Genomic DNA, 19,553 nt, shown 5'->3' on the forward strand with positions numbered 1-19,553 from the left:
CCTTATACCTGCGCAGTGTCGCAAGCCTCATAATTCTCTAAACCATTTTTATGGGGTGGTTCCGGTCGCATGACCTCGAGCTAAGTCGTGTGATCGGGACGTAAGGAGAGCCTCGGCATCCTTTCGCAAAAGTATAGCAGCTTACTTGCCCCTACCAAATTGACTCATTCTTTCCGGTTCGCTGTTGTTTTTGTCTTCCTTGATGCCGGTAGAGTCTCGTAGGACGTGATCCGGCGCAACTTACGTTTGGCCAACAATAAATACGATCAACGTCCACCACGCGCGGAAATTGGCATCGGCTTTCTAAGCTCAGTCTTCTACGCAGTGTTCCGCATCGCGTTTAAGACGGGCTTCCTTCAACCGTTTGGTTTTTTCCTCGCGAGCCGCTTTTCATCGCTGATTATCTCGCGCGCTACTCGGTCAGTTTGCTCGTCTTTGGAAATCCGTTTGTTCGGTAAAAAGGGTTGCTTCTTTTCTGTCATAAACGACAACTTTCACCCACGGGATACAAATTATTTGGCAGGACAGCTAGCGCAGCCGTCCCGCCTGGTCTTACTCAGGCAAGAGCGATATTCGTCGCGTTGCTGCGACCGTCGCGGCCAGCCTCGACATCGAAAGTCACTTTCTGGTCGTCCGCGAGACCGGTAAGCCCGGAGCGTTCGACGGCCGAGATGTGAACGAACACATCCTTGCCGCCGTCCTCCGGCGCAATAAATCCGAACCCTTTGGTGGTGTTGAACCATTTCACGGTGCCATTGGCCATTCCGTCGTCTCCTTTTGAATTGTGCCACCCGCGTAATGCGGTGGCCTTGGCGTCAGTCAGAGCAATCGAGACTGAAGCCTTCAATGGAGACAGCTGGTCGAGGTGCGATAACGGTCGCTATTGGTGTATGACGGCAAGAGATACGAATTACAAGCTTCGTCTTCATCTTCCCTTCGGCTGTTCAAATGGGCATGGTGCCTGCAACTGGTCATTCCAAGCTTGTAGTCCCGACCAATCCAATTAGGGATAAGTCTTCTCTGACCAAGTTGGCCGGGACTGCCTCAGGAAGAAGCCCGACACCGTGCGATGAACCTCAAATTGAAAGCAAGAGAATTCAAAGGTACTAGTTAATTTTTCAGAAAAATTCATAGTGCTTGCTGCGTTGACGGTTTGGAATGGCCGACGATCACGTACTTCTTCGCTCGGGACGTCTGAACAGCGCTCGTCTTTGGGGACAATGTTGCTTGCCCCGCCGATGCGTACGTCTGAGGCAACACCATAAACGTCTCCTTCGGGCTCGAAGCGGACTTGCGGCGCTGCGGCGGGGTGAGTTTGGAGGCTGTCTCGAAAGCAGACTTTGCAAGACTAAAGATGATCTGGCGTTTTCACGGGCTTGGCTCGATGCGCGGCCATTCGGCTCTCGGAAGCTGTCGTCTGTTCGATCTGGGCTGACCGACTGCTTCGAGCCCACAGCAGAAGTGTCAAGACCTTGCTGCATGCGCTCGCGGCGTGGAAAATGGTGCGAGAAGGTAAGATCCGGTGCCGTCAAGCAGCGGGAATACCGGCCATTCGTGCAAAACGCAGCGAAAATCAGGGGTCGAATTCACAGGTGGCGGGACAAAGCCGACCTGCAATTCGGACTTCGCTGGCGCGGTATATATCGTCGTCGCACCGGAGCCGAAACAGCATTGCGACCGGGTTCCTAACGCTGGTCTTCCTGGGCCGCGAAGAAAACTGAAGCTTCTACCTCATCTTCGCAATAGGCCGGTTCGGTCAACCGCCTGCTAGCCGGCTTTCGAGGAGTTCGCCTTGCTCTTCTAAAAGTGGGTATGCGATCATGGCGAACGCGGTGTTGAGCATCTTCAGGGATCTCAAGACATCGATATGGATCGCGCTGGTTTCTATCGACTCGGCAAGGCCCTGACGCAACCGTGTGAGGTGCTTGCGTTCCAGTATCTGTTCGATTTCGCGGATCGTTTCCTTCTGTTCCACCAGTTCGCGCGCCGCTCCGACGTCTTCGGACATTAGGACGGCAATGCCATGCTGGACATTTCTGAGCACCCGATCGTGGAACTCGGAAAGGTCGCGCCGCCCTTCGTCCGAGAAGTTGGTTTTCTCCAGATGTTTTTGACGCGCGAGGCTGACCATTTTTCGGGAGATCACTTCTGCACCGGATTCGAGGTTGGTTGCCACCCCGGCGAGATCAAAAGCGCGAGTGCCGGTGTCTTCATTCGGATCGCTGCTTCGAATGCCCGACAGGTAGACCCTCAGATCATGTGACATGCGCGAAATGGTGCGTTGCTCCGAACGGACCTTCACGGCAACGTCCTCGTCGAAGCTGTCAAACAAAGGCATTGCGTCCCTCAACATGATCTCGATGCGGTTGCCGATGTCGACCAGTTCGCGCTGTGCGCAGGCAAAGGCGCGGGCGGGATGGTGCATGACAGTGGGGTCGAGGGCAGAACGGTTATCTTCGGTGCTCGCGCGACCGGTGACCGGCAGCAGGAATCCGGCCAATTGCGTCGAAGGCTTCAGCAGCAGCATTCCAGCCAAAAGCAGGGCCCCGTTAAAGGCGAGATGAACGTTCAGCGTCTGTTGTTGAGCGGTCGCACCGGGAAGGATGTCGGCATCAAGCCAGAACAGCAGACCCAACGCGATGCAGGCACCGCCGCCGCGCAACACAAGGTTGCCAAGGATGACGCGCCGCACTTCGACTTCTGCATGCAGGGTCAAAAAGAAAGCGATGAAGGCACCGCCCAGATTCGCGCCCAACACCATGGCAACCGCAGCCCCAAGCGGTAGTACCCCCTGGGCCGCCAAGGTCGCGAACAGCAGCACGGCGGCGACGCTGGAATGAACCAGCCAGGCAAATAGGGCGGCGAGCAGGAAGGCCGTGAAGACATCTCCTGAGAGATAAGCCATGGTCGATTTCGCCGCGTCGCTTTGCGCCAACGGGTTGCTTGCTTCGCGGATCAGGTCAAGTGACAAAAAGATCAGAGCGAGACCGATCAGAATGCGCCCGACCTGCCTGAGGCTTCGGCGGGAACTGCGCAGAAAGATCACCACGCCGAGGATCAGCAGAAGCGGCGTCAGGGCCGAGATTGGCGATGTCAGGATCTGGACGACGATCGCCGAGCCCAGATCCGCACCAAGCATGATCGCGAGCCCGGCGGCACCGCTGATTGCGCCTGCGGACATGAACCCCGCCAACAACATTGCCACGGCTGTGGAGCTTTGCAGAAACATGGCCGCCGCAGCACCCGTTGTGGCGGCAGCGAAACGGTTGCTTGTCGAACGCTTCAGCCATTGTCTCAGCTCGCCGCCAAAGGCGCGCTCGAACCCGGTGCGCACAAGGCGAACCGCCCAGATCAGAAGGGCGGCCGCGGCGACAAGGTTCAGAGCAATCATGATGGGCGAATTATCCATGGCTCACCAACTTAGAATGGAAATGGGCCATCAGACGGGTCGAGAGGCACCGCGCTCCATATGCCGCCAGGGGCCGTGTCGATGACCGCACAGCCGGTTGGCCCTGTCAAGAATCCCACTGTGGCACTGACCCGCCGATCCAACGCAAAACCGCTGCATACCGAAGGTGCGGTTGCAACCCGGTGGTGGCCAAGTAGACCGTGATGAATTCCGTGGACGTGACCCGCGATCAGGGTGATGTCGCACCGGGTGTCAGCAAGTTCTGCTTCCAGAGCCTCAGCGTTTTCAAGGCCAATTGCATCCATGAACCGGATCCCGGTTTTGATCGGCGGATGATGCAGCATGATGACCACCGGACCTTGACCCGCCGTGTCCAGCGCGTTGCGCAGTAGGTCGAGGCTATCTTCGCGCAAGCGGCCGCCGCCCTGTCCTTCGACCAAGGTGTCCAGACCGACAACAAGCGTATCCCCGATGGTTGTGGCCCAGTCGATCAGGCCGCTGGGAGGCGTTGCGTCGAGATTGGCAAAGGCGGCCCGAAATGGCTCGCGCGCATCGTGATTGCCTGGGACAACGTAAATTGGCATGTCGAGACGTTCGAGTTCGGCCCTGGCAAAGGCATAGCTGTCCGCGCTGCCATCGTCGCTGATATCGCCCGAGACCAGCAAAGCGTCCAGCGGATCGAGAGCCGCCTTCATTTCCAAAAGCCGATCTATAACGGCTGTCAGGGTGCGGCGAGTGTCCAAAACGCTGGAGGCAAGTGCGCCTTCCTCTACCACATGCAGGTCGCTGAGTTGCAGAAACTGGGCCATCGCCTCACTTGATCCCTGCGCGCAGGAAGGCCTGCACGAACTGGCGCTGGAAGATCAGGAAAGCGATCAGGAGCGGGGCGACCGACATCATTGTGGCGGCAGAGATCACGCTGATATCGACGCCGTTTTCCGGTGCGCCAAAGATCGACAAGCCAACTGTCAAGGGGCGTGTGTCGGGTGAATTGGTCACGATAAGCGGCCACAGGAAATTGTTCCAGTGAGTCGAGACCGAAACAAGGGCATAGGCCAGATAAGTCGGCCGGGCGAGGGGCACATAAACTCGCCACAAGATGCCGACCCAGCCGCAACCCTCGACCCGCGCCGCCTCGTGCAACTCAATCGGTACGCCCTTGAAAGCCTGCCGCATCAGGAAGATGCCGAAGGCCGAAGCCATATATGGCATACCCACGCCCAGGATCGTATCGAACAGTCCAAGGCGCGAAACCATGGCGTAGTTTTCGACGATCAGCACTTCTGGCAGAATGAAAAGCTGCATCAGCACTAGGATGAACACGAAATCCCGCCCCGGGAACTGCACCTGCGCAAAGGCAAATCCCGCCAAAGTGGTCACGATGAACTGTCCGATCAGGATGACCGTTACCAGCAGGAAGGTGTTGAGAAAATACTTCAGCCAAGGCGCGCCCGCCCAGGCAGTACGGAAATTATCCAGCGTCCAGGGCGAAGTGATGTTGAAGTTTACCGCGTCCGACGTGGTGTGAAACGCGGCCCAGAAAGCGAACACCAGCGGTGAGATCCAGATGATCGCGAGCAGCAGGGCTCCCAAAGCCTCGATGTTTCGGGTCAGCGTGTTCATTGGTAATGAGTCCGCTTGTCGAGAATGGTGAACTTGATCCCTGCCACGACGCCCAGCACCACCAGCACCAGAATGGTCATGGCCGCCGCATGCGGCGCATCAAAGAAGGCAAAGGCCATTTCCCAAATGTAGTAGAGGATCAGCTTGGAGGCATCATTCGGACCGCCCTTGGTCAGAATGAACAAGTGGTCGATCAGCTTGACCGAGTTGATCAGTGCGTTGACCATGATGAAGAGCGTCGTTGGCATCAAGAGTGGCAGCACGATCCGGCGCGTGTAGGTCCAGCGGCTGCACCCCTCGATGTCCGCGGCCTCCTTGAGGTCCTCAGGGATCGTCTGAAGTGCTGCGAGATAAAAGATCATGAAGAACCCGGCCTCTTTCCAGATTGTCACGATGATCACAGCCCAAAGCGCTGTCTCAGGCTGGCCCAACCAGTTGACGCTGGGCAGGCCGAACAGGCCCCCAATCTGGTCCAGCACACCTAGGCCCGGCGTATAGAAGAACAGCCACAGGTTCGCCGCGGCGATCATTGGCAGCACGGTCGGGGTGAAATAGGCGGTGCGGATGAAGCCGCGCGCGGGGATCTTGGAATTTGCCCAAAGCGCCATAGCAAGGGCGATGGCAATGGAGATCGGTATGGTTGCGCCCGCGTATATCAGGTTGTTGGTGACCACCTTCCAGAAGGTCGGATCGGCGAATAGGTCGGTGTAATTCTCGACCCCTTTGAATTCGCTCGGGCGGCGGCGGGTTTCGCGGCTGAACAGACTCGACCAGAGCGTCGCAAGCGAAGGGTAGAAGGCGAAAGTCGTGAGCAGGATCGCCGCCGGAGACAGCAGAATCCATCCATAGATGGCCTGCCTGCGGCGTTCGTTGCTGACGTGATCGGCCATGAGGCGGACTTTCGCGAAAAGTGAAGATCAGGCGCCCGGTCACCCGGGCGCCCGTGAGTGCTTACTGATAGTCGCGAAGCAGGCGCACGGCAGCGGCCTGTGCTTCAGCGAGCGCATCCGCCGGGGACTTCGCATCGGTCAGCGCGGCTTGGATCGCGTTGTTCAGACCTTCTCGCACACGGGCGGTCTCGAAGGTGGAGAACTCGGCAACAGCATTTTCAAGCTGGTTGCGGGCCACCAAAGCTGGCGGGAATTCCTGCGTGTAGTTCTTGAGCGCGTCGGTTTCATAAGCCGCGGGCGAAACACCCATGTAGCCGGTGCCAATCGACCATGCCGCCGCCTGTTCGGGCGCGGTCATGAATTCGATAAGCTTCAGCGCGGCAGCCTGTTCCTCGGGCGAGGTGTCCTTGAAGACGTAGAAGTTTCCGCCGCCAGTGGGCGATCCCTTGCGCACATTCGCAGGCAGTTCCGCCACGCCAAAGTCAAAGCTGGCGTTGTTCTTGACCGCTGTCAGGTTCCCGGTGGAATGCCACATCATCGCTGTCTGCCCTTCAAGGAAGGCCTGGCGCAATGTGCCCCATTCCACGGTGCCCGTCGGCATGATGCCATGCTCCTGGCTCAGCGATTTCCAGAACTCCAGCGTTTCAACAACGGCTGGATCGTCGAAATAGGTGGTCAGACCGTCATCCGACATCACTTCCTTACCGTTCTGGATCGCCAGCGCCTGGAACATCCAATAGGGATAGCCCGTGGACGGGATCATCAGGCCATAGCTGCCGTCCTTCGTCAGCGCCTTACCCATCGAGATCATCTCGTCCCAGGTGGTGGGCGGTGCTTCGGGATCAAGGCCTGCGGCCTTGAACATGTCCTTGTTGTAGTAGGCCACGATTGTCGAGCGCTGGAAAGGGATGCCCCAGGTCTTGCCCTCGATCTTGCCGTTGGCCATCAACGCTGGATAAAAGCTGTCGAGCCAACTTGCGTCCACGCCTTCGATATCATCAAAGGCGACGATGATGTCCTGCTCAATCAGGTCATAAGCGTCGATGGAGAACATCACCGCCAACTGGGCAGGCTCACCCGACGCAAGTGCCGACAGCGCCCGCACGCGGGTGTCGTCGTAGTTTCCCGAATAGATCGCGTTGACCTTGATGTCAGGGTTTGCGGCTTCGAAGTCGGCGACGATCCCGTCCACCACTTCGGTCAGCGCGCCGCCAACAGCGATCGGATAGTACATGGTCAGTTCGGTTTCCGCCGTTGCCGGTGCGGCGAGGGCGGTGGCTGACACGGCGGCCAGTCCCAGTTTTCTGAATGCGTTCATCGGTATCCTCCCTGGATATGCATTAGAATTGCATAGCCGGTCACCCGGCTTGTTGCGCGAGCCTTTGGCCTGCGGAGTCGAAGAAGTGTAAGTCTTTGTCAGAGAAAGAAATTTCCATCTCCTCGCCTGCTGGGATGTTCCGGAGGCCCGGCAAGCTGACGGTCAGTCCGGACGCGCCTGGATGCGACAGGCCGACAAAGGTTTCAGACCCCAGAAACTCGCATTCCGAAACTTTGCAGGTCATCCGCCCGGTTCCAGCCTCGGCGACCTCAACGTTCTCGGCGCGCAGGCCGATCCGGGCAGCCTCTCCAAAGCCCGGCAACGCAGAGCCTTCGATCAACGCCATAGGCGGCGCGCCGACGAACTCGGCGACGAAGGTGTTTGAGGGTTTGTAATACAGCTCTTCCGGGGTGCCAGTTTGCTGAATGTGGCCGTCTTTCATCAGCACAACCATGTCGGCCATGCTCATAGCCTCAGTCTGGTCATGGGTGACGTAGACGACCGTGATGCCCAGATCGATTTGCAGCTTCTTGATGTCCTTGCGGACAGAGGCGCGCAGTTTGGCGTCAAGGTTGGAGAGTGGCTCGTCCATCAGACAGAGCGGCTGGTTTGCTACGATCGCTCGGGCCAGCGCCACACGTTGCCTCTGACCGCCCGAAAGTTCTCCCGGCTTGCGGTCCTCGTATCCCAGCAGCCCCGTGATCTCGAGAGCGCGGGTCAGTTTCTCGCGCCGCTCTGCAGCGCCGACCTTCCGCACTTTCAATCCAAAGACCACGTTCTCTGCCACGTTTAGGTGCGGGAATAGCGCGTAGGACTGGAACACCATCGAAAGATTGCGCTCGGATGGGGCCGCTTTGGTCACGTCGCGACCGTCTATGGTGATCTGCCCCTCATCCGGCAGTTCGAGACCGGACAAGAGCCGCAGGGTAGTTGACTTTCCGCAGCCCGAGGGGCCAAGGAGTGCGACAAAAGCCCCACGCGGTATCGAAAGCGAAATGTTCTCGACCCCAAGCTGCCCGTTCCACCTCTTGGCGACGTTGTCCACGTGAACGAAGGTTGCCACGTTATTCATTCTGTCTTCTCCGCGAATAGGAGACCGTCGCCGAGCGCCTCGATGACCGGATCGAATTCAGCCGCCGGCCGCCGGTCGCACACCACCTGATCGACGTCTGTGATCATCGCGCCTGCAGCCGGGGCGAGGCGACCGAACTTGCTGTGGTCGATCACAAGGATCGAGCATTGTGCATTGGACCGCATTCGCTCGGACGCCCGAACCTCGGACTCATGAAATTCAAGCAACCTGCCGTCCTCGCCGACCCCAGCGGTTCCGAACAGGGCAAATTCGGCACGGAAGCGCCCGAAAAAGTCGACCACTTCTTCTCCGATGAAATCGCGGTCGGGAAGCCGAAGCTCGCCGCCTGGAAGAATGATGCGATTCGAAACTTCCTCGCTCAGAGTCATGGCCGCGCTGAGGTTGTTGGTAATGATGGTCAGTTCTTTGCGATAGCGAAGGGCCCGCGCAACACTCAAGGCCGTCGACCCAATAGAGATGAAGAGCGTCGCGCCGTCCGGAATCTGTGCTGCTGCAACTTCAGCAATCGCTCGTTTGCTGGCGAGGTTGGTCCCGGCGCGCTGGTCAAATGGCGTGTTCAGGCGATCTTCGGCGAGTTCGATCCGACCGTGCGCCCGACGCAACGTGTTGCCATCACACAGGACGTCGATATCTCGGCGGATCGTTTGCGTGGAAACGCCCAACATTTCGGCAAGCGAACCGACGCTGACGCCACCGCGCTCCTGAACGACCTGCTGGATCATATCGCGTCGTCTGATCTTTTTCGATGCCATCGAATCCCTGATGTTTTGTTCGAAAAATATCGAACAAAAGCGACAAAGCAACAAAAAAATCCAGTCTCAACTCGTATATTAGAGCAATTTATGTCGTTTTGTTGTTTTCGCTTTCATTTTTGTTTGCTCTCGTTACCATGGGTTCAGTAACGCGCACGACGCGTGCCGCTTTCTAAAGGGACCGCGCTGAACACATGGATGATGTAAACAGCATCTTCGAAAGGTATCAGTCGGTTCGCCACCGTCTTCCGGTTGCCAACTTCGCCGCTGATACCAAATTGGTGAATTCGCTGCTGGACGTAGTGGGCGATGTAGATGCTTTCGTTTTTGACGCCTTCGGTGTTTTGAATGTCGGTGAAACTCCTATACCCGGAGCAGCGGAAAGGCTGGACCAGCTTCGAGATAATGGGCACGCAATCCGCATCCTTTCAAATGCGGCAAGCTACAATCATGATTGCGCGACCGAAAAATTCCGCAAATTGGGCATGCGTGTTGAACCAGAGGAAATTATTACCAGTCGCGATGCAACGCTGCGTGGGCTGGATGACATACTCTGGGGGTGCATTGCCGCGTCGAGCGATGACTTGTCGGACATTTCGGCCGACACGTTGCGCCTCAACGGTGACCGGTCGGAATATGACCAGGTCGAGGGCATTCTGTTTCTTTCGACTGAAAATTGGACTTCCGAGCGTCAGGGCATCCTAACTGAGAGCCTCTTGGCCAATCCGCGGCCCGTTGTAATCGCCAACGCGGATATCGCGGCCCCACGCGATCATGGCTTCTCGCTTGAACCTGGCCACTTTGGCCACATGCTGATCGACAAGGGTCTAACGAATATCAGTTTCTTTGGAAAACCCTTCCCCGAAGTCTTTGAGATGGTCAAAGAAAGCCTAGTTGGCGTTGCGCCAGGCCGGATAGCCATGTGCGGCGACACTCTGCATACGGATATTCTCGGGGCCGCTGCGCAGGGGTGGCGTACCGTGCTTGTCGAGCGGGATGGGATGTTCTGCGGTGTTAACGTAAGCGACTTCTGCACCCGGTCGGCGCTTGTCCCAACATGGCGGCTTTCGCGCATCTGATTTCTCCAAGTTGCCACCCGGATACGGGGCACATGTCTATCTTGGTCGCAATTAGCAAGTGTCGTCTCCAAACGGCAGCAAGGTGGCGCTAACAAGACTGTCGAATGGATGCGAGCTAGGTCCGCCACGCCCGCGGGAATCGTATCCAGGCATAATGCAGCGGAAGATTGGTTTGGATTGAGCCCAAGAAACTGGCGCGCAATGTCCGCATCGGTGATCAAAGCTGCGACGCAGCAGGAGCGCCGCTGCACGTAAGGGCGGATGCTGCGTCAGCAATAGCTGCAAATGCACAAGTCCGGATGTCCGCAAAGCAGACCTGGAACTCTACTTTCGGCAATGACCGAGAAGCGGGACATGTGCTGCGCCTTCGACGGAAACTTGCAACTCACGTGAGACGAGGCCTTTTCGTTCAAAAACCTAATAGCCTGTTCTTGTGTTTCAAATATGTTAGGCGCAGATCCAAAAAGACTTGCCAAACCTCCATCCGGGCAACCCGTGGAGAAGCACTCTATCTCTGACCAATCTTGTGGTTCTTGAAAAGTGCCTTGTACTCGCGCGGTTGCGAGCGCCAGTACTGGTGCGGGGCATTGATCTCGGCCCCCAATTCGGCCGCGGCGTGCCATGGCCAACGCGGGTTGTAGAGCATTCCACGAGCGAGGGCGACGGCATCGGCGTCACCCTTTTCTAGGATTGCTTCCGCATGTGCCGGCTCGGTGATTAGTCCGACTGCAATAGTCGGCAGCCCCACTTCCTTTTTCACTCTCGCGGCGAGGGAAACTTGATAGCCACGGGACAGTGGGATTTCCTGTTTCGACGACACACCTCCGGACGACACGTGAATGGCTGCACAGCCTTGATCCTTTAGGGCATTGCCGAGCGCAACGGTGTCCTCGATATCCCATCCGCCCGAGACCCAATCGGTCCCGGAAACACGCACCCAGACGGGCATACCTTCCGGCACGGCGGACTTGACAGCATTGAAGACTTCCAAGGGAAAACGCATTCGATTTTCCAGACCCCCGCCGTAGGCATCCGATCTTTGGTTTGCGATGGGCGACAGGAACTGATGCAGCAGATAGCCATGCGCCATATGCACTTCGATGCCACGAAAGCCGAGCGCCGCGGATCGCCGGGCAGCCGATGCGAAATCCTTCTTGATCTTGGCCAGCCCCGCGCCGTCGAGGGCAACGGGCGCGTCCTCTTCTAGCGCATGAGGTAACGCGGACGGTGCAACCGCCTTCCAGCCAGACGGCTGGTCCGGCAGGATCTGTGCCCCTCCCGCCCAGGGAACCTGGCTGGAGGCTTTGCGCCCCGCATGCGCAAGCTGGATGACCATTGGAGAGACGGAATATCGAGTTACCGCGTCGATCACACGTTTCAATGCGGCTTCATTCTCCTCCGAGTAGAGGCCAAGATCATCCGGTGTAATCCGCCCTTCAGGGGAGACAGCCGTCGCCTCTATAACGAACAACCCAGCGCCCGCCAGAGCAAGATTGCCCATATGGATCAGGTGCCAGTCCTGCGCGTTTCCATCGACGGCGGAGTACTGACACATCGGTGCAATGACGATCCGATTTTCAAGCTCCAGCGACCCAAGCTTCCACGACGAGAAGAGATGACTCATTCTAACTTTCCTTGTTCATGTTGGGTCATGTCAGGCCGCGGCCCAAGCAATCACGGACGGTCCACCACGAAATCCGGTTGGATGCCCGTCCGCTCAATGGCCTGATCCGCGTTCCCACCGGCAAACAAGCCAAAACCGGGAATGAGAGCCGACGCAATACCATAGGCACGCGCGTCGAGGATATCCGTGTGCAGACTGTCACCAACCATGACAACGCGCGAGCGGTCGACATCGCCCAAACGCTCGAAGACCAAGTCAAAGATATTGGCGAAAGGTTTGCCATAAAACTGAGGCTCTATATCGGCGATATCCGCAAGCCTGTGCGCGATATGGCCCGGCTCGACTGAGAAGCCGGTTTCACGCGGTGCAACGATATCCGGGTTTGCCACAAAGACCGGCTTGCTCTGCCGTTGCACCGCATTTTCCAACAGGTTCTGCCGTTCATCCGTCCAGTCCCCGGTTCCTATCAGCAGGACGGAGTCGCACGCCTCGTAAGGCTCCGGATCGTCTTCCAACAACCGTGTTTGCGGGAGCCCAAGGTCACTCAAGTCCGCAGCGGCCGGCGCAACCGCACCCCAAAGCCGTTCCCGGTTGCCATTCATCATGGACGAAAGCGTTTCGCGGCTTGTGACGATGTCCTCCCGGGCAAGCAGAAACCCGAGCGATCGGTACTTTTTCAAAAGGTCTGCACTGTCCAAGCTGGCAGCATTCGAGACCACGAGCACGCGTTTGCCCCCGCTCTGCAACTCGGCAACGCTCTTAGGCGCGCTGGGTATCACGCTCTCGCCCACGTTCAGGACACCGAAGGCATCGAGCAAAAAAACATCAAACCGATCAGCGATGACAGAGAGCGACACCACACGTTCAGTAGCACCCTGTTTGGGAGTTGTCGTTGGCAGTCGATGCCGTGAGGCTTCATATGCGTCGAGCGCCTGATCCGCAGTGATCGACATCATATGATCGCACCCCGCACCTTGGCAGATACCCATTCGCTGACAACGACGGCAACAAGGATCACGATCAGGATAAGGCTGACCTGTGGCCAGGCGAGGACGTTCAGCGACGAGGAAAGCTGCAGACCAATGCCCCCGGCTCCGACTAGCCCAAGAACCGTACTCTCGCGGATGTTGATGTCCCAGCGGAAGACGGCGATGCCAGCAAAGGCAGGCAGGATCTGCGGAACGATGCCATAGGCCATGACTTGCCAGCGGCTCGCGCCTGTTGCCGTGATGGCCTCCACTTGGGTATGGTCAATTTCCTCGATCGCTTCGTAAAGAAGCTTGGCGCAAAAACCGATGGACCGGATCGCAATTGCAATCACCCCGGCAAAGACGCCGGGGCCGATGATCGCGATGAGCAGGAGCGCCCAGATCAGGGAGTTGATCGAGCGGGTCGAGACAATGATCAGCAGCGCAATCGGCCGGACGAACAGCGCCGACGGCGTGGTGTTGCGCGCCGCAAGAAACGCAACGGGTATCGCGAGACAGAGCGCGATCAGGGTGCCAAGCGTGGCGATATTGAGAGTATCCCAGATCGGGCGCCCGAGTTGCGCAATGTATGCCCACCGCGGCGGCGTCGCGCGGGTCCAGATGTCATTGGCGATGCGCGGGGCATCCCAGACGAAGAACCACGTCGTCGCGTCCGAGATACGCTGCCAGCACACCACGAATATCGCGACGCCGGTCAGCCAGCCGAACCAGCGGACAAGGCTCTCCCCCGTTGTGCGTCGCCGCCAGACTTGTGCGTCTTCGCGCTCCAACACCGGCATTACTGGACCCTCGCGCGAATGATGCCCGAGAGGTATTCGAGCGCCATCACGATCCCGATGATCAACAGAAGGATCGCGGCGGCGGTGTCATACTCATATCGGTCAAAGGCCGTGTTCAACGTCGCTCCGATCCCACCTGCGCCAACCAGGCCAAGGATCGCACTTTCCCGAAAGTTAATGTCGATCCTGTACATCGACAGGCCAACAAGGCGGGGCATGACCTGAGGTTGCACGCCGTAATTGATCCACTGCATCCAGCGCGCGCCACTGGCCTTGATGGCTTCAGCCTGCACCTTGTCCATCGACTCGATATCTTCGGCCAGCAGTTTTGACAGAAAGCCGATCGTCGCGAAGGAAAGCGTCAGGAAACCAGCTAGCGGGCCGAACCCGAAGATCGCGACGAGCAGAATCGCGACGATAATCTCTTGCAGCGCGCGGCTAATCGCAACGATCCCACGGCAGATCATATAGACGGGTAAAGGAGCGATGTTGCGCGCTGCCCCGAGGCCGATGGGAATCGAGATCAGGATGCCCACGACGGATGCAGCGACGGTCATCACGATGCTTTCCAGCAGTCCTTCCCAGATATCTCCCCACCGCGAGGTGAAGTCGGGACTGGTGAAGGCCAGTATGAACGCCCAGCCACGATCGAGGCCCTCATAGACACGGCCCCAGTCGACCTCGATCGTCATGAAGGCGGCGATCAGATAGGCAATGAACCCAAAGATCAGCACCCAGCGCAGCCAAGTGCGTTTGACGAAGTGCGGCTTCCGCCAGCCCTTGCCGAGCATGTCATCCAGTTCGCGATGACTCATTCCGCCGCCTCGATGTCTTCGTCGTCTTCATCCACCTTCTCGATGGTCGCTTCCCAGTCTTCTTCACCGTATATCTCGGTCAGCTTGTCGGGCGTCAAACCGTTTGGGCCGCCGTCATAAACAATCTCACCGAAGCGCAGGCCAACCACACGGGGCACGAACATCTGTGCCAAAGCGACGTCGTGAATATTGATGATCGCGGCCAGTCCGCGCTCTTGGCAAAGCTCGGTAATCAGACGCATGATCTGTCGACTGGTCTTCGGATCGAGCGATGCCGTCGGCTCGTCCACCAACAGAAGCTTCGGGTTCTGGATCAGCGCCCGGCAGATGCCGACCCGCTGACGCTGGCCACCCGAAAGCTCATCGGCACGTTTGTCCGCCATATGCAAAAGACCGACGCGGTCGAGCAAGCGAAATGCTTCGTCCACATCCGCCTGCGGGTAGCGGCGGAGGAAAGAGCGCCAGAAGCCTACATAACCAAGCCGCCCTGACAGCACATTTTCCATGACCGTCAATCGTTCGACCAACGCGTATTCCTGAAATATCATTCCCATCTCACGCCGCGCTTTGCGCAGCGCGCCGGAGCCGAGTTTGGTCAAGTCCTCATCGTCCAGCATGACGGAGCCGCTTGTTGGTTCCACCAGTCGGTTGATGCAGCGGATCATTGTGGACTTGCCTGCGCCGGATGGACCAATCAGCGCTAGTACCTGTCCCTTGGTCACGTCGAGATCAATCGCCTTAAGCGCCTGATCCCCTGTTTTGTATGTCTTTGTTAGTTTCTGAAGGCGCAGCATGAAAAATCCCGGCAATGGGCTGTTGGCGGGCCAAGTCAGGCCCACCATATGCGTGGTGATATCACTCGCAGGCGTAGGATACGCCGTTGGCCGCGTCGATCTTGCGGATCACATCCCAGTATTCCTGATAGGTGATCGGGATGAACTGGCCCTCGTTCGACTTCGAGAACTCTTCTTCCAGCGATGTGCCTTCCCACTCGAAGTTGAAGAACGCATTGCGGATCTTTTCCTGCAACTCGGGCTTGAGGTTGTGAGCCGTGCCGTAACCCGTCGTCGGGAAGGTTTGCGATTTGTATATCGTGATGACGTCTTCTTCCTTGATGACGTCCCTGCTGATCATGCGGAATTTCACCGAGTTCGCGATCGATGCAGCCATGTAGTCCTTATTGGCCACGCCCAGAATCGAGTTGTCGTGCTTGCCCGAGAAAACCGGTTCGAAATCCCGCTCGGGGATCATGTCATAGTCCGCCTTCAGGATCGCTGACGGCGCCTTGAAGCCCGAGTTCGAGGTGGGTGAGGTAAAGGCCAATTGTTTGCCTTTGATGTCCTCGACTTTCTCTATGCCGGAACCGGGATGGGTGATGATCTCCATCTCGTAGCCGAAGCTGCCGTCCGTCGATGCCATGATGGCGAATGACCTGAAGCCCGCGCAATTCACTGCTAGCGGGTTTGATCCGGTATTGAAGCCTGCAATGTGCAAGCGACCCGAGCGCATGGCCTCGATCTGCGCGGCGTTGTTCTGAACCGGGAAAAAGACGACGTCCTTTCCTGTTTCCGCTTCCAGATGCTCAAGGAAATCCGACCACGCAGATTTATAGACGGCTGGGTCTTCCACTGGTGTGAACGCAAAGATCAGCGTGTCCGGATCAATCTGCTCGGATTCATCGGTTGGGATGTCCGCGATCAGGTCACCGTCGACGTCGCAGAAGCGCTCATCCAGGTCCCCCCGAGGGCAGTCTTGTGCAGAAGCAGCACTGCCCAGCGACAACATGGCGATGGCGGACGCGCCAAGCAGAAGTTTGATGTTCAGTTTCATTCTATCCTCCCAGATATTCAGACTTCGTTTTCTGATTAGAGTGCTTCTTTGTTTCTCAGCCGGCCACCACGGTTTCGACAGATGCCGCTTCCAGCGCGCTCATCAAAACGCCCTGTGGTCGTTTGTCGACCACAATCGAGTTCAAGTCAGCCAGGTCACTGACATGAGCCAACCCCTTTCGACCAAACTTTTGGGAATCGATCAGAAGGTGCCGGTGTGCTGCACGGTTCAGCATCATCCTTTTCACCGCAGCAAAACCACGTACCGATTCCGAGGGGCCCTCTTCGGAAAAGCCCGATGAACCGATCATGCAGCGATCCACATTGAAGCGTGCAAGAAACTCAAGCGTTTCAGTGCCAACAACCGCGGATTCAGTCGCGAGGTATTCGCCCGGGCAGATCAGGACTTCTGCGGTTCCATGCCCAAGTGTCATGGCCACAGGAATGGAATTCGTGATGACCGTGCACGGCGTACCAAGATAGGCGAGCGCACGCGCCATCTGGATCGTGGTCGACCCGGAATCGATCATCACCGTCTCGCCTTCACCAACGAGTTCAGCCGCGCGCCGCCCAATTCGTTCACGCTCTTCGATCCGGGCGCTCTCCCGTTCATCGAGGCTGGGGTAATGTCCCTGCGTCGCGGCTGAGACCCCACCATGGGCACGGGCAATCAAACCTTCATCCGACAGCGCATCAACATCCCGCCGCACTGTTTCGGTCGAGACATGGAAGCGCGCAGCCAGGTCACTGATACGGACATGTGGACGCAACTTGAGTTCAAGCAAAATCTGCCGCCGCCGCTCCCCTTTCTTGAAGCGCCCTTTGGCCTTTTCCTTGATTTGCGACTTGGCCATCCGACCGTCCCCGGCTCTCCCCTCGGCGCAGAGTGTGGTCTTTCAGGCGATATTTCAACATTTTTGTTGCATAAACCACGTTTGGGTGTGAGATTTCAGAAAACACTCGGGAAATTCGGGATTTGCACAACGACGTGCTGCATTGCTCGACACCAAACGCGTCAGCGGCCCCATGATTTTGCTGGCCACGCATATTGCCGCCGCTGTGGCGTTGTTGCTCTGGTCCGTGCGCTTGATCAGGACAGGCGTCGAACGTGCTTTCATGCCGGAACTGAAGCGGCGCCTGAAGGCTCTTTCGGGAAGCCACCTCTCCGCAGCGTCAGGCGGAATGCTCGCGACGATGGTGATGCAAAGTGCGACGGCCGTCGCTCTAATTGGAGCCGGCTTTGTAGTGTCCGGCATGTTGGCCACACCCGCAGCCCTTGCATTGATCCTTGGAGCCGATCTCGGCTCGGCATTGATCGCGCAGGTGCTTTTCCTGCCCGTGCAGCATGCCATCCCGTTTGTCTTGTTGGCCGGTGTCGTGACGTTCTTCAAAGCGCGCACTCGTAAAACCAAGCAGGTCGGCCGCATACTCATCGGGTTTTCGCTTGTTTTACTGTCGCTGGACCTGATCCGGCAAGCCACGGCACCCGTCGCGGGAAACGAGATCGTGCAAGCGATCGCTACTTATTTCCATAGCGACCTGGTCAGTGCGTTCGTTCTAGCCGCCGTTTTGGCCTGGGTCATGCACTCCAGCCTCGCTGCCGTGTTGACCTTTGCCACCTTCGCCAGCGCAGGACTAATCACCGCGCCGGTCGCCGCCGCGTTGGTGATCGGGGCCAACCTTGGTGGGGCTTTCATTCCATTTGTGATTTTGTCAGGGTCCGACAGGCCCGCGCGCATTGTTGCCCTCGGCAATCTTCTGGCACGTGGCAGCGTCACGCTCGCCTTCCTCGCTGCCCTGCTTATGGGTTTCCCTCAGCCGGCCCTCTCCACTATCGCCGCTGGTCAGCAGGCGATTATCCTGCACATCGTCCTGAATTTAAGCGTACTGATTGTGGCGCTCCCCGTTGTCGGAGCGCTAGTCCGTTTGGGCGAGCGGGTTATACCAGAACGGATGGAAGCCGCAGGTACATCGGTCACCGCTCTGGATGAAGGCGCCTTGGATCACACGCCGCTGGCACTGGCCTGCGCACAGCGGGAACTGCTGAGGATGGCAGAGATGGTTCAAGCTGCGCTGCTGCCGGTCATGGATCTGTTCCGGACATGGAGCCCCGAAACCGCGCGCATGATCGAGATACGTGAAGACAAGATCGATCGCATGCACTTCGAGATCAAAATCTACATTTCGCAGTTGCGAGAGCGAGCCCTGTCCGAGGTGGATGAAAAGAAAACTCTCGAAATCGTCGCGACGGCCAACAGTCTCGAAGAGGCCGCCGATCGCATCGCCGTCAACCTCATCGCACTGGCAGAAAAGATGCGCGACGGCGCTCTTGCTTTCTCGGACGAAGGGACGCGCGATCTCGAGTATTTCCACGATCAGGTCGTCACCAACGGCCAGCTTGCGCTTCAGGTTTTGACAACCGGCGATGCCGAGGCCGCCCGGCACCTTGTGGCAGAAAAGGATCGTATCCGGGTAGAAGAACAACACCTTCAGGAGCGCCATCTCAAACGCCTGCAACACGGTGGCACGGCGAGTATTGAAACAACAAACATTCATCAGGAGGTGTTACGTCTATTGAAACAGGTGAATGCGGCCCTGAGCTACGTCGCCTATCCGATTGCCGAGGAAACCGGAGATTTGCTGGGCAGTCGTCTTGCACAGCACAATCAAGCTGGAGGCATGGCATGAGTCCGAAAAAAACCACGGCCGAACAGACTGCGGCGCTGCCTGTCCATTGGGACAATAACGGCAAGCTGCGGGTTCTGATGGTCACGTCCCGTGATCGCGGGCGCTGGGTGATGCCAAAAGGGTGGACAATGGATGGCAAGAAGCCCTGGCAGGCAGCAAAGATTGAAGCGCTTGAGGAAGCCGGTGCCGTTGGGTTCGTTTCAGACGAGCAGATTGGCACGTATCATTACGAGAAGCGGTTCGAAAACGGGCGCTCAGTCTGGTGCCGTGTGACGGTCTACCCCATGATTGTCGAAAAACTGAAGCGCCGGTGGAAAGAGAGCAACGAGCGTAAAAGACACTGGTTCTCGCTCGCCAAGGCTGCGAAGGTGGTGGACGAACCTGAGCTAACCGATTTGCTCCGGGCATTGGCGAAGGACCCGGAGAAGCTGACGGAATTGTAGGATTGGTCTTGTCAGAAGAACTTTGCTTGAGCAGGGCAGGGCGGTTGCGTAGCGTTTAGGAATGACCAAACCTGCCTCTTTCAAGTACTTCAAAACCAGTCCCGAGATCAACCGCCTGGCGGTGATGCTTTATGTCTGATTTCCGCTTTCGCTTCGAAATGTCGAAGATCTGCTGCATGAGCGAGGCATCGACGTGAGCCACGAAACCGTCCGATACTGGTG

At 57.7% G+C, this 19,553-nt stretch carries 18 protein-coding genes and 1 pseudogene; 4 read left to right on the plus strand and 15 right to left on the minus strand.

The annotated features are described in order from the left end of the window. Positions 1–556: 556 nt before the first annotated feature. The 8 genes from AC2FNE_RS20010 to AC2FNE_RS20045 form a co-directional block, all read right to left on the minus strand. On the minus strand, positions 557–763 hold the full coding sequence (locus AC2FNE_RS20010) for a cold-shock protein (RefSeq protein WP_170482233.1): 207 nt from the start codon (positions 761–763) through the stop codon (positions 557–559). Positions 764–1,756: 993 nt separating this feature from the next. Further along, complete coding sequence (locus AC2FNE_RS20015) at positions 1,757–3,409, minus strand: Na/Pi cotransporter family protein (RefSeq protein WP_170608924.1); 1,653 nt, start codon at positions 3,407–3,409, stop codon at positions 1,757–1,759. A gap of 11 nt (positions 3,410–3,420) precedes the next feature. After that, entirely contained in the window at positions 3,421–4,218 is a 798-nt protein-coding gene (locus tag AC2FNE_RS20020) for a metallophosphoesterase (protein ID WP_496744232.1), read from the minus strand. Between the two features lie 4 nt (positions 4,219–4,222). Beyond that, positions 4,223–5,032 carry a carbohydrate ABC transporter permease gene (locus AC2FNE_RS20025; RefSeq protein WP_170608921.1) on the minus strand — a complete coding sequence of 270 codons (810 nt, stop codon included), beginning with the start codon at positions 5,030–5,032 and terminating at the stop codon, positions 4,223–4,225. Further along, a complete protein-coding gene (locus AC2FNE_RS20030; RefSeq protein WP_170491519.1) occupies positions 5,029–5,922 on the minus strand; it encodes a carbohydrate ABC transporter permease in 894 nt (297 codons plus the stop codon). The genes AC2FNE_RS20025 and AC2FNE_RS20030 overlap by 4 nt, the downstream gene beginning before the upstream one ends. Before the next feature lie 61 nt (positions 5,923–5,983). Next, on the minus strand, positions 5,984–7,240 hold the full coding sequence (locus AC2FNE_RS20035; RefSeq protein WP_170491522.1) for an ABC transporter substrate-binding protein: 1,257 nt from the start codon (positions 7,238–7,240) through the stop codon (positions 5,984–5,986). Between the two features lie 40 nt (positions 7,241–7,280). After that, positions 7,281–8,312, minus strand: coding sequence for an ABC transporter ATP-binding protein (locus AC2FNE_RS20040; RefSeq protein WP_496806118.1), 1,032 nt, complete (start codon positions 8,310–8,312; stop codon positions 7,281–7,283). Continuing rightward, positions 8,309–9,085: a DeoR/GlpR family DNA-binding transcription regulator gene (locus AC2FNE_RS20045; RefSeq protein ID WP_170491527.1), complete on the minus strand. Its 777-nt coding sequence runs from the start codon at positions 9,083–9,085 to the stop codon at positions 8,309–8,311. Before AC2FNE_RS20045 ends, AC2FNE_RS20040 begins: the two co-directional genes overlap by 4 nt. 194 nt (positions 9,086–9,279) lie before the next feature. Here AC2FNE_RS20045 and AC2FNE_RS20050 point away from each other — a divergent pair, with 194 nt between their 5' ends. Next, positions 9,280–10,164: an HAD-IIA family hydrolase gene (locus AC2FNE_RS20050; RefSeq protein ID WP_170608918.1), complete on the plus strand. Its 885-nt coding sequence runs from the start codon at positions 9,280–9,282 to the stop codon at positions 10,162–10,164. Positions 10,165–10,672: 508 nt separating this feature from the next. Here the strand turns inward: AC2FNE_RS20050 and AC2FNE_RS20055 are convergent. From AC2FNE_RS20055 to AC2FNE_RS20085, 7 genes are all read right to left on the minus strand, one after another. Next, positions 10,673–11,788 carry an NADH:flavin oxidoreductase/NADH oxidase gene (locus tag AC2FNE_RS20055; RefSeq protein WP_170608917.1) on the minus strand — a complete coding sequence of 372 codons (1,116 nt, stop codon included), beginning with the start codon at positions 11,786–11,788 and terminating at the stop codon, positions 10,673–10,675. A gap of 50 nt (positions 11,789–11,838) precedes the next feature. Continuing rightward, a complete protein-coding gene (locus tag AC2FNE_RS20060; protein WP_496806119.1) occupies positions 11,839–12,744 on the minus strand; it encodes an HAD-IIA family hydrolase in 906 nt (301 codons plus the stop codon). Next, positions 12,741–13,556, minus strand: coding sequence for a phosphonate ABC transporter, permease protein PhnE (gene phnE, locus AC2FNE_RS20065; protein WP_496806120.1), 816 nt, complete (start codon positions 13,554–13,556; stop codon positions 12,741–12,743). Before phnE (AC2FNE_RS20065) ends, AC2FNE_RS20060 begins: the two co-directional genes overlap by 4 nt. After that, positions 13,556–14,371 (minus strand): phosphonate ABC transporter, permease protein PhnE, encoded by an 816-nt coding sequence (phnE, locus tag AC2FNE_RS20070; protein ID WP_170608912.1) that lies wholly within the window; start codon positions 14,369–14,371, stop codon positions 13,556–13,558. The genes phnE (AC2FNE_RS20065) and phnE (AC2FNE_RS20070) overlap by 1 nt, the downstream gene beginning before the upstream one ends. Beyond that, the gene (gene phnC / locus AC2FNE_RS20075; RefSeq protein WP_170608910.1) at positions 14,368–15,165 is read right to left on the minus strand and encodes a phosphonate ABC transporter ATP-binding protein; all 798 of its coding nucleotides are present in this window, start codon (positions 15,163–15,165) and stop codon (positions 14,368–14,370) included. The genes phnE (AC2FNE_RS20070) and phnC overlap by 4 nt, the downstream gene beginning before the upstream one ends. A 61-nt stretch (positions 15,166–15,226) precedes the next feature. Further along, positions 15,227–16,201 (minus strand): phosphate/phosphite/phosphonate ABC transporter substrate-binding protein, encoded by a 975-nt coding sequence (gene phnD / locus AC2FNE_RS20080; protein WP_170608908.1) that lies wholly within the window; start codon positions 16,199–16,201, stop codon positions 15,227–15,229. A gap of 55 nt (positions 16,202–16,256) precedes the next feature. Further along, positions 16,257–17,054, minus strand: coding sequence for a DeoR/GlpR family DNA-binding transcription regulator (locus AC2FNE_RS20085; RefSeq protein ID WP_170608906.1), 798 nt, complete (start codon positions 17,052–17,054; stop codon positions 16,257–16,259). 142 nt (positions 17,055–17,196) lie between these two features. On the opposite strand from AC2FNE_RS20085, the gene AC2FNE_RS20090 reads away from it, so the two are divergent. From AC2FNE_RS20090 to AC2FNE_RS20100, 3 genes and pseudogenes are all read left to right on the plus strand, one after another. Next, positions 17,197–18,888, plus strand: coding sequence for a Na/Pi cotransporter family protein (locus tag AC2FNE_RS20090; RefSeq protein ID WP_496806121.1), 1,692 nt, complete (start codon positions 17,197–17,199; stop codon positions 18,886–18,888). Further along, complete coding sequence (locus AC2FNE_RS20095) at positions 18,885–19,331, plus strand: NUDIX hydrolase (protein WP_170608904.1); 447 nt, start codon at positions 18,885–18,887, stop codon at positions 19,329–19,331. The genes AC2FNE_RS20090 and AC2FNE_RS20095 overlap by 4 nt, the downstream gene beginning before the upstream one ends. Before the next feature lie 61 nt (positions 19,332–19,392). Next, positions 19,393–19,553: pseudogene (locus AC2FNE_RS20100) on the plus strand (IS6 family transposase); the annotation flags it as partial.

It is taken from the genome of Ruegeria sp. YKSD179 (genome assembly GCF_059612885.1).